This is a genomic window from Oerskovia sp. NPDC060287 (genome assembly GCF_042726775.1).
Classification (GTDB): Bacteria; Actinomycetota; Actinomycetes; order Actinomycetales; family Cellulomonadaceae; genus Oerskovia; species Oerskovia merdavium.
Window position 1 is genome coordinate 1 of sequence record NZ_JBHXBO010000161.1, and the last position, 9648, is coordinate 9648.

The 9648-nt window shown below is 72.5% G+C and carries 10 protein-coding genes; 5 read left to right on the forward strand and 5 right to left on the reverse strand.

Annotated elements, in window-relative coordinates; all coding sequences use genetic code 11:
* The 3 genes from ACFWFR_RS13835 to ACFWFR_RS13845 all read left to right on the forward strand — a co-directional run.
* Positions 1-1264: M16 family metallopeptidase (locus ACFWFR_RS13835; RefSeq protein WP_377623332.1), on the forward strand; the 1264-nt coding region annotated here is incomplete at its 5' end.
* 92 nt (positions 1265-1356) lie between these two features.
* Positions 1357-2166 carry a 4-hydroxy-tetrahydrodipicolinate reductase gene (gene dapB / locus ACFWFR_RS13840; RefSeq protein WP_377623337.1) on the forward strand — a complete coding sequence of 270 codons (810 nt, stop codon included), beginning with the start codon at positions 1357-1359 and terminating at the stop codon, positions 2164-2166.
* Entirely contained in the window at positions 2163-2627 is a 465-nt protein-coding gene (locus tag ACFWFR_RS13845) for a hypothetical protein (protein ID WP_377616626.1), read from the forward strand. Before dapB ends, ACFWFR_RS13845 begins: the two co-directional genes overlap by 4 nt.
* Before the next feature lie 99 nt (positions 2628-2726).
* Here the strand turns inward: ACFWFR_RS13845 and ACFWFR_RS13850 are convergent, their stop codons facing one another.
* The 5 genes from ACFWFR_RS13850 to ACFWFR_RS13870 all read right to left on the reverse strand — a co-directional run bounded on the left by ACFWFR_RS13850 (position 2727) and on the right by ACFWFR_RS13870 (position 6777).
* On the reverse strand, positions 2727-3236 hold the full coding sequence (locus ACFWFR_RS13850) for a GNAT family N-acetyltransferase (RefSeq protein WP_377623333.1): 510 nt from the start codon (positions 3234-3236) through the stop codon (positions 2727-2729).
* Positions 3237-3331: 95 nt separating this feature from the next.
* Entirely contained in the window at positions 3332-3652 is a 321-nt protein-coding gene (locus tag ACFWFR_RS13855; protein WP_056648748.1) for an AzlD domain-containing protein, read from the reverse strand.
* Entirely contained in the window at positions 3652-4572 is a 921-nt protein-coding gene (locus ACFWFR_RS13860; RefSeq protein WP_377623334.1) for an AzlC family ABC transporter permease, read from the reverse strand. The genes ACFWFR_RS13855 and ACFWFR_RS13860 overlap by 1 nt, the downstream gene beginning before the upstream one ends.
* Before the next feature lie 20 nt (positions 4573-4592).
* Positions 4593-5213, reverse strand: a complete 621-nt coding sequence (locus ACFWFR_RS13865) for a TIGR00645 family protein (RefSeq protein ID WP_377623335.1) — start codon at positions 5211-5213, stop codon at positions 4593-4595.
* Between the two features lie 85 nt (positions 5214-5298).
* Entirely contained in the window at positions 5299-6777 is a 1479-nt protein-coding gene (locus tag ACFWFR_RS13870) for an NAD-dependent succinate-semialdehyde dehydrogenase (RefSeq protein WP_377623336.1), read from the reverse strand.
* Between the two features lie 190 nt (positions 6778-6967).
* On the opposite strand from ACFWFR_RS13870, the gene dapA reads away from it, so the two are divergent.
* Together dapA and ACFWFR_RS13880 are read left to right on the forward strand one after the other, a co-directional pair.
* The gene (gene dapA, locus ACFWFR_RS13875; protein WP_191803907.1) at positions 6968-7894 is read left to right on the forward strand and encodes a 4-hydroxy-tetrahydrodipicolinate synthase; all 927 of its coding nucleotides are present in this window, start codon (positions 6968-6970) and stop codon (positions 7892-7894) included.
* A gap of 29 nt (positions 7895-7923) precedes the next feature.
* Positions 7924-9609, forward strand: coding sequence for a ribonuclease J (locus ACFWFR_RS13880; RefSeq protein ID WP_191803909.1), 1686 nt, complete (start codon positions 7924-7926; stop codon positions 9607-9609).
* The last annotated feature ends 39 nt before the right edge of the window (positions 9610-9648 follow it).

Here is a 9648-nt window from a genome sequence, read left to right on the forward strand (position 1 = left end):
GGACGGGGCGACCATCCGTCGCTCCGTCCTGCCCGGCGGGGTTCGGGTCCTCACCGAGTCGATGCCGGGCCTGCGCTCGGCGACCGTCGGGGCGTGGGTCGGCGTCGGCTCGCGCGACGAGACCGACGGTCACTTCGGCTCCACGCACTTCCTGGAGCACCTGCTCTTCAAGGGAACTGCACGCCGGTCCGCGATGGACATCGCCGAGGCGTTCGACGCCGTCGGTGGTGAGGCCAACGCCGCGACGGGCAAGGAGCACACCTGCTACTACGCTCGCGTGCTCGACTCCGACCTGCCGATGGCCGTGGACGTCATCACCGACATGGTGACCTCCGCACGCCTCGACGAGGACGAGCTCGAGACCGAGCGAGGCGTGATCCTCGAAGAGCTCGCGATGAACGACGACGACCCCTCGGACGTCGTGCACGAGGAGTTCGCGCAGGCCGTCCTGGCCGGGCACCCCCTGGGGCGCCCGATCGGCGGCACGCCGGACACCATCAACGCCGTGCCGCGCAGCGCCGTCTGGGAGCACTACCAGTGGCACTACCGCCCGGAGACGCTCGTCGTCGCCGCGGCCGGTGGCGTCGACCACGACACGCTGTGCGAGCAGGTCGCGACCGCGCTCACGACCGGCGGCTGGGACCTCGACCCTTCCGGCACCCCGCGTGCCCGCCGCGACAACGCGGACGTGCAGGGCGTGGGGACGGAGGCCGTCGAGCTCACGATCCGTCGGACCGTCGAGCAGGCCAACGTCATCATCGGCGGCACGGGCCTGTCCGCGACCGACGACCGCCGCTTCACGCTCTCGGTGCTCAGCGCCGTCCTGGGTGGCGGCATGAGCTCGCGACTCTTCCAGGAGATCCGCGAGAAGCGTGGGCTCGCGTACTCGACGTACTCGTTCGCGTCGGGCCACGGCGGGATCGGGACGTTCGGCCTGTACGCAGGCTGCGCGCCCTCCAAGGTCGACCAGGTCACCGAGCTCATGACGAGCGAGCTCGAGAAGCTCGCCGAGTCGGGCATCACGGCCGCTGAGCTCGACCGGAGCATCGGTCAGCTCTCGGGCGGACTGGTGCTGGGGCTCGAGGACTCGGGTTCGCGCATGAGCCGCCTGGGCAAGTCGGAGCTCGTTTTCGGCGAGCTGCTGAGCGTGGCCGAGTCGCTCGACCGGATCCGTTCGGTGACGTCCGACGACGTGCGCAAGCTCGCGGAGGAGCTCGCCTCCCGTCCGCGCTCGACCGTGCGCGTGGGTCCCTTCGGGGACTGAGTCTCACCAGGTGAGTCAGGAGGGCCGGTGCGCATCACGCGCACCGGTCCTCCTCGCGTTGCGGCTAGGGTTGTCGGGTGACCTCGAACGACGTGACCCCAGGCCAGAGCGCTCCCCAGCCCACCCCGCAGCCCGCAGGCTCGACGCCCCTCAAGGTCGCCGTCCTGGGTGCGGCCGGACGCATGGGGGCCACGGTGTGCGCGGCGGTCGAGGCCGCACCGGACCTGGAGCTGGTCGCGCGCATCGACGCCGGGGACGACCTGGCGCAGGTCGCCGCGGCGGGTGCCCAGGTCGCGGTCGACTTCACGGTCCCGTCGGTCACCGAGGACAACGTGCACGCGCTGATCGACCTCGGGGTCCACGCTGTCGTGGGCACCACGGGCTGGACCGACGAGAGCCGTGGCCGCCTGATCGCGCACCTCGGGCGCCGGGCCGCCGAGGGCACGAGCGTCGGCGTGCTGATCGCTCCGAACTTCGGCCTGTCGGCGGTCCTGGCCATGACGTTCGCGGCCAAGGCCGCGCGCTACTTCGAGTCGGCCGAGGTCATCGAGCTGCACCACCCGAACAAGGTCGACGCGCCCAGCGGCACAGCCACGCACACGGCCCACGCGATCGCCCGTTCGCGCGCGGAGGCCGGGCTCGGTGCGAGCCCCGACGCGACCGAGTCGGGCTGGGAGGCGCGCGGCGCCGACGTCGACGGGGTCCGAGTGCACGCGGTGCGCCTGCGCGGTCTGGTCGCGCACGAGGAGATCCTCTTCGGTAACGAGGGCGAGCAGCTGATCATCCGCCAGGACTCGTTCGACCGCGTCTCGTTCATGCCCGGTGTCCTGCTCGGCATCCGCGAGGTCGTCTCGCGCCCGGGCCTGACCGTGGGACTCGAGAACGTCCTGGACCTCTCGTGAGGAACCGCAAGGGCCTGATCGGGGCCGTGGTCGTCACGGCCCTGCTCGCGATCTACGTGTGGGCGATCCTGGGCCGCGCCGGTGGGCTCGTGGGCACGGGCGAGCCCGTGGGGATCGCGATCGGGATCGGTGTCCTGCTCATCCCGCTGCTCGTGATCGGTCTGATCGCCTGGGAGTTCCGGCTCGCGTTCACCGTCCAGAAGATGGCCGACACGCTGGCCGCAGCCGACGAGCTGCCCGTCGACGACCTGCCGCGGTCTCCGGGCGGACGCATCGACCGGGCCGCGGCGGACGCCGCGTTCGAGGAGCACCGCGCCCGTGCCGAGGAGCACCCCGACGACTGGCGCTCGTGGTACCACGTGGCGTTCGCGTACGACGCGTCGGGGGACCGCAAGCGCGCCCGCGCCATGCTGCGCAAGGCGGCGGGCCTGTACCGCGCCGAGCGCAAGGCGTCCCGCTAGGGCGATTCGCTCCCGCGCCGAGCGTCAGGCAGCGGCGAGGGGCGCCGTCGGGCTGGAATGGGCCCGGAGCTCACCGCGTCGCGGTGAGGCGCCCGCTCCTCAGATCGAGGCGCTCCACCGGTGCTCGACGACGTCGCGCACCCCCGTGGCCAGCGTGCGGGTGCGGTGGTCGGGTCCCAGGCCCGCTCCTCCGAGGAACTGCTCGCGCGCGGAGTCGCCGTCGAGGATCCACGCCACGACCTCCTCCGAACCGTCCTGACGCAACCGGTCGACGGCTGCGGACAGGAGCCGCGACCCGTGCCCGGACCGCTGGTGGGACGGCTGTACCTCGAGCGCGACGAGCTGGCCCGGGGACACGGCCGCGAAGCCGACGACCCGGTCCGCGGCGAGGGCCACGAGCACCGCGAAGCCCGGACCGGGCGGGGAAGAGACCGCCCCGGCCCACTGCTCCTGCATCCGGGGGACGTCGAGCGCGTCGATCACCGCCGCGCCCAGCACGTCGCCGTGCGCGGACCTCCAGGACTCGATCTGGATCGCGGTGACCGCGACCTCGTCGCCGGGGACCGCCGGTCGGACCGAGACGTCTGCCGCCTCGCTGAAGAGAGCCATTCGCCAGACCCTACCGGAGCGGCGTGCCCGGCCGTCGCGCGCGGCCGGGCGGGCACCCCGGTGGGCCGCCGGCGCGTCGGCCGAGGACCTTGCCGTCAGGGGAACCCGAGAGCCCGCAGCCCCGCCGCGGTCGCGGCCGCGAGCACGACGACGAGCAGGAACGGGGCCCGCAGGGCGAGCGCGACCGCCGCGACGCCGAGCGCCGGCAGCCGGGCATCGATCGCGATGCCCTGCCCGTCCCCGACGGTCTGGACCGCGACGAGCGCCGCGAGCAGGGACGCCGTGACGAGTGCCGCGGTGCGCGAGACGCGGTCGGACGCGAGCCAGTGCTCGGGGATGAGGTGCCCGGCGAGCTTGAGGCCCAGGCACACGAGGGACGCAGCGACCACGGTGGCCCACAGGGCGGCGTCGGACATCAGGGCTCCTCGGGACGGTCGGTCGCTGCGGGCAGGTCACCTGGGTTGCCCGGGTCACCCGGATCACCCGGGTCGGGCGAGCCGGGCGACGCCTCGTCGGCACGGTCCTGCGGGGCGCTCGCTGCGCCGTCGGGCACGTACTCCGTGACCGTGACGGGCTGCCTGGGCTGCCGGGCGACCTGGCCGACCACGATCGCGACGGCCCCCGCCGCCAGGACGGGGACGCCCGGAGGGACGAACGGGAGCAGCACGACCGCGACGACCACGGCCAGGGCCGCGGTGAGCTGCATGACGCGGCTCGCGAGCCGCGGCCACACGAGCGCGAGGAACGCGGCCCCGGCGGCGGCGTCGAGGCCCCATGCCTTGGGGTCGCCCATGGCGTCGCCTGCGAGCGCCCCGATCAGCGTGAGCAGGTTCCAGACGACGAAGATGCCGATCCCTGTCCACCAGAACCCTGCACGGAACGCGGCGCGGCTCTTCTGGGCCGTGGCGACCGCGGTCGACTCGTCGATCGTCAGGTGGGCCGCGAGCACGCGCCGCCAGCCGTGGAGCGCGAGCAGCGGCGAGAGCTGGGCGCCGTAGAGGGTGTTGCGCAGGCCGAGCAGCCCGGCCGTCGTGATCGCCGCTGCGGACGTGCCGCCCGAGGCGACGACGCCGATGAGCGCGAACTGCGAGCCGCCCGAGAACAGGAGCAGGCTGAGCACCATGGTCTGCGCGAGGTTCAGCCCCGCGACGACCGCGAGCGCCCCGAACGAGACGCCGTAGAGCCCGGTGGCGACCGAGACGGACACGGCCTGCCGGACGGCGGCGCGAACCTCGAGGCGGTCCTCGTCCCCGACGGGGCGCGCAGCCCACGACGACCGACCGGAGCCGTCGCCGGACGAGGCAGCGTCCGGGGAGGGCTCCGGGGTGGTCGTCATCGTCCGCTCCAGGTCGGGGGTCAGTGCGCGGGCGAGAGCCGCGGGTCGGGCTCGGCCTCGCCGGCGGCGACCGCGTTGGCGGCCCGCTGGTGCGCCGTGAGCGACATGCGGTCGATGACGGCGAGCGCCAGTGCGCTGACGACGAACGCGAGGTGGATGACCACCTGCCAGAGCATCTGCTGCTCGGGCACCCGGGCGCTGTCGATGAACGTGCGCAGCAGGTGGATCGACGAGATCCCGATGATCGACATCGCGAGCTTCGTCTTGAGGACGTTCGCGTTGACGTGGCTCAGCCACTCGGGCTGGTCGGGGTGGTCGTCGAGACGGATGCGGGAGACGAAGGTCTCGTAGCCACCCACGATCACCATGATCAAGAGGTTGGAGATCATGACGACGTCGACGAGCCCGAGGACGTAGAGCATGGTGTCGGCCTCGGTGAGGCCGTGGCCGGAGAAGGCGCCCTCCGTGAGGTGCCAGAGCTCCTTCATGAACTGCCAGACGTAGACGACCTGCGCGACGATGAGCCCGAGGTACAGGGGGACCTGGAGCCATCGGGAGGCGAAGATGAAGTAGCCGAGCGAGATGGTGGCGGGGTGCTGCTTTCCGGTCAGTGCGGGGTGGTTCGGGGTGGTCGAGGCCACGTGCGGTACTCCGGTGGTGTGCGAGGTCTGCCGGGCGCGAGCCCGGTCGTTCTATCGCTTTTACGGTATCAATCCCTGACCTTGCTCAGAGCGCGACGTACACGGTCTCGAGGTACTCCTCGAGCCCCGCCTCGCCGCCCTCGCGGCCCAGACCGGACTGCTTCATGCCGCCGAACGGTGCGCTCGCGTCGGACACGAGGCCCCGGTTGATCCCGATCATCCCGGCCTCGACCTCCTCGCCGACCCGCATCGCGCGCGCCAGGTCGCGGGTGTAGGCGTAGGCCGCGAGGCCGTACTCGGTGTCGTTGGCCAGCGCGATGCCCTCGTCGTCGTCGGCGAACGCGACGATCGGCGCGACCGGGCCGAAGATCTCCTCGGTGACCACGCGCGAGCCCGCGTCGACCCCGGTCAGGACCGTGGGGGAGTAGAAGTGGCCGGGGGAGCGCGGCCGGTCCCCGCCCGTGAGCACCTGGGCGCCCTCGTCGGACGCGACAGCCACCAGCTCGTCCACGTGCTCGACGGCCTTCCCCTCGATGAGCGGCCCGACCTTGACGCCCTCCTCGCTGCCCGGCCCCACGCGCAGCTCGCCGAACGCCCGGGCGAGGCGCTGACCGAAGTCGCGCGCTACGGCGTCGTGCACCAGGAAGCGGTTGGCCGCCACGCAGCTCTGACCCGTGTTGCGGAGCTTGGCGACCAGCGCGCCCTCGACCGCGGCGTCGAGGTCCGCGTCCGCGAAGACGAGGAACGGCGCGTTGCCGCCCAGCTCCATCGAGGTCCGCAGGACCTGGTCGGCGGCTCCCTTGAGGAGCGTGCGGCCCACGCCCGTGGACCCCGTGAAGGAGAGCTTGCGCAGGCGCGGGTCCGCGAGCAGGGGCGAGGTCACCTCGGCGGCCGACGACGTCGGCACGACGTTGACCACGCCCGTCGGCAGGCCCCGGTCCTCGAGGTGCCCGCGGATGATCTCCGCGACCAGGGACGTCGTGAGCGGCGTGAGGTGCGCGGGCTTGATCACGACCGTGCAGCCCGCGGCGAGCGCCGGTCCGATCTTGCGCGTGGCCATGGCGATGGGGAAGTTCCACGGCGTGATGAGCAGCGCGGGGCCCACCGGGCGCCGCGAGACGAGCTGCCGGTTGGCCCCGCTCGGTGCCGTGCGGACCAGGCCGTCGGTGCGCACGGCCTGCTCGGCGTACCAGCGCAGGAACTCGGCCCCGTACACGACCTCGGCGCGGGCCTCGGCGAGCGGCTTGCCGCACTCGGCCGTGATGAGCGCAGCGATGTCGTCGGCGCGGGCCGTGAGCGTCGCGAAGACGGCGCGCAGCAGCTCGGAGCGCTCGCGCGGCGCGACGGCGCGCCAGGCCGGGGCCGCGGCGTGCGCGGCCTCCAGGGCGCGCAGGCCGTCGGCGGGGCTCGCGTCCGAGACGTCGAACAGGACCTCCTCGGTCGCCGGGTCCGCGACCTCGAACGTCCGTCCGGCCTCGGCCGGCCCCCACTGGCCACCGATCAGCAGCCCGGTCGGCAGGTGCGAGACCAGGGCGGGGGACAGGGCGTTCGTGGCGGGCGACATGCTTCGAGTATCACGCGACCGGCGCGGGTTCGCATCGACTCCTCACGCTCGTGCGCTCGGCCGCTGTCGCTCGGTCGCCCGACCCGGTGGTGCGCCGTCGACGTGACCGACCTCTCGGACACGGCGCGCGCCACGTGCGCACGCGTGGACCGACACGCCGTTTCGGCCTCGCGCGCGGTAGTTTGTGCACATGGCACTTCCCCCCACGCAGGCCCGACCCTTCGGCGCCGTCCTGACCGCGATGGTCACCCCGATGACCCTCGCCGGAGAGATCGATCTCGACGCAGCGGTCAAGGTCGCCAAGCACCTCGTGGACAACGGGAACGACGGTCTGGTCCTGAGCGGGACCACGGGGGAGTCGCCCACGACGCACGCACCGGAGAAGGCCGAGCTCATCCGCGCGGTGGTCGACGCGGTCGGCGACCGCGCGCACGTCGTGGCCGGGGCCGGGTCGAACGACACCCAGCACGCGGTCCGCATGGCCGAGCAGGCCGCGGAGGCCGGTGCGCACGGGCTCCTCGTCGTGAGCCCCTACTACTCGCGCCCCTCCCAGGAGGGGCTGTACCGCCACATCACGGCCGTCGCCGACGCGACACCGCTGCCCGTGATGATCTACGACGTCCCGGGCCGCTCGGGCGTCCGCATCGCCCCGGCCACGATCGAGCGCCTCGCCGCGCACGAGCGCATCGTCGCGAACAAGGACGCGACGGGCGACGTCTACACCGCGGCCAAGCTCATCGAGTCGACCGGCCTCGCCTGGTACTCCGGGGACGACGCCATGCTGCTGCCGTTCCTCGCGCACGGTGCGGTCGGCATCGTCTCCGTGGCCGCGCACGCGGTCGGCTCGCGCTTCGCCCAGGTCGTCGCGGCGTTCGACGCCGGTGACAACGCGGCGGCCCTCGCGGCCTTCCGCTCGGTCACCCCGGCGATCGACGCCATCAACGGAGCGGGCTTCCAGGCCGTCATGGCCAAGGCCGCGCTCCAGCTCCTCGGAGTCACCGAGAACCGATACCTCAGGCTGCCGTACGTCGCAGCCACGGACGACGAGGTCGCCGTCGTCCGCGCCGGTCTGGAGGCCTCCGGCCTGCTGGACCCGGTGACCCCGCGGCCACGCTGAACAAGCTGAACAACAGGCCAGGAGGCCCCGTGAGCCACCCTCACCCCGAACTGTCCCTGCCCCCCGCGCTGCCGGCCGGTGCCCTGCGCATCGTCGCCCTCGGCGGACTGGGCGAGGTCGGACGCAACATGGCCGTCCTCGAGTACGACGGGCGCCTGCTCGTCATCGACTGCGGTGTCCTCTTCCCCGAGGACAACCAGCCCGGCGTGGACCTGATCCTGCCGGACTTCGACTACATCAAGGATCGTCTCGACGACATCGAGGCGATCATCCTGACGCACGGCCACGAGGACCACATCGGTGCCGTGCCGTACCTGCTGCGCCTGCGCCGCGACATCCCCCTGGTGGGCTCGCAGCTCACGCTCGCGTTCATCTCGGCCAAGCTCAAGGAGCACCGCATCGCCCCCGTGACCCGCGTGGTCAAGGAGGACGAGACGGTCGCCTTCGGCCCGTTCAGCTGTGAGTTCGTCGCGGTCAACCACTCCATCCCGGACGCGCTCGCGGTCGCGGTCACCACGGGGGCCGGCACGGTCCTGCACACGGGTGACTTCAAGATGGACCAGCTGCCGCTCGACGGCCGCGTCACGGACCTGCGCGCGTTCGCGCGCCTGGGCGAGAAGGGCGTCGACCTCTTCATGGTCGACTCGACCAACGCCGAGGTCCCGGGCTTCGTGACCCCCGAGGTCGAGATCGGCCCCGTCCTGGACAGCGTGTTCGGGGCGTCGGACAAGCGGATCATCGTCGCGTCGTTCTCGTCGCACGTGCACCGCGTCCAGCAGGTCCTCAACGCCGCGCACAACCACGGTCGCCGCGTCGCGCTCGTCGGGCGTTCGATGGTCCGCAACATGGGCATCGCGGCCGAGCTCGGCTACCTCAAGGTGCCGGACGGAGTCCTGATCGATCTCAAGAAGGTCGACTCGCTGCGCGACGACGAGATCGTGCTCATGTGCACGGGCTCGCAGGGTGAGCCCATGGCCGCGCTGTCGCGCATGGCCAACGGTGACCACAAGGTCTCGGTCGGCCACGGCGACACCGTGATCCTCGCCTCGTCGCTCATCCCGGGCAACGAGAACGCCGTCTTCCGCATCATCAACGGCCTGACGCGCCTCGGCGCGCGCGTCGTGCACGGCGGCAACGCCAAGGTGCACGTCTCGGGCCACGCGAGCGCGGGCGAGCTCATCTACTGCTACAACATCCTGCGGCCCAAGAACGTCATGCCGGTGCACGGCGAGGTCCGTCACCTCGTGGCCAACGGGGCGCTCGCGGTCAAGACGGGCGTGCCCGCCGACCGCGTGATCCTCGCGGAGGACGGCGTGGTCGTCGACCTCGTCGACGGCAAGGCCTCGGTCGTGGGCGCGGTCCCGTGCGGCTACGTGTACGTCGACGGGTCGAGCGTCGGCGAGCTCACGGACGCCGAGCTCAAGGACCGCCAGATCCTCGGCGAGGAGGGCTTCATCTCCCTGTTCGCCGTGGTCGACTCCGCGACGGGCAAGGTCATCGCGGGCCCGCACATCCTGGCGCGCGGCTTCGCCGAGGACGACGCGGTGTTCGAGGACGTCCGTCCCCAGGTCGTGCAGGCCCTCGAGGACTCGATCGCGGGAGGGGCCACGGACGTGCACCAGCTCCAGCAGGTCATGCGCCGCGTGGTCGGGCGCTGGGTCTCCAACCGTCTGCGTCGCCGCCCGATGATCGTCCCGGTCGTCGTCGAGGCGTAGTCGCTGATCGTCCGACGGGCCCGTCCCCCCGCTCTGCGG

Excerpts from the sequence above, each read along its gene's own strand:
- ACFWFR_RS13850 (WP_377623333.1), bottom strand. The coding sequence starts at position 3,236 with ATGGCTCTCTTCAGCGAGGCGGCAGACGTCTCGGTCCGACCGGCGGTC.
- ACFWFR_RS13855 (WP_056648748.1), bottom strand. The coding sequence starts at position 3,652 with ATGTCCGACGCCGCCCTGTGGGCCACCGTGGTCGCTGCGTCCCTCGTG.
- ACFWFR_RS13860 (WP_377623334.1), bottom strand. The coding sequence starts at position 4,572 with ATGACGACCACCCCGGAGCCCTCCCCGGACGCTGCCTCGTCCGGCGAC.
- ACFWFR_RS13870 (WP_377623336.1), bottom strand. The coding sequence starts at position 6,777 with ATGTCGCCCGCCACGAACGCCCTGTCCCCCGCCCTGGTCTCGCACCTG.
- dapA (WP_191803907.1), top strand. The coding sequence starts at position 6,968 with ATGGCACTTCCCCCCACGCAGGCCCGACCCTTCGGCGCCGTCCTGACC.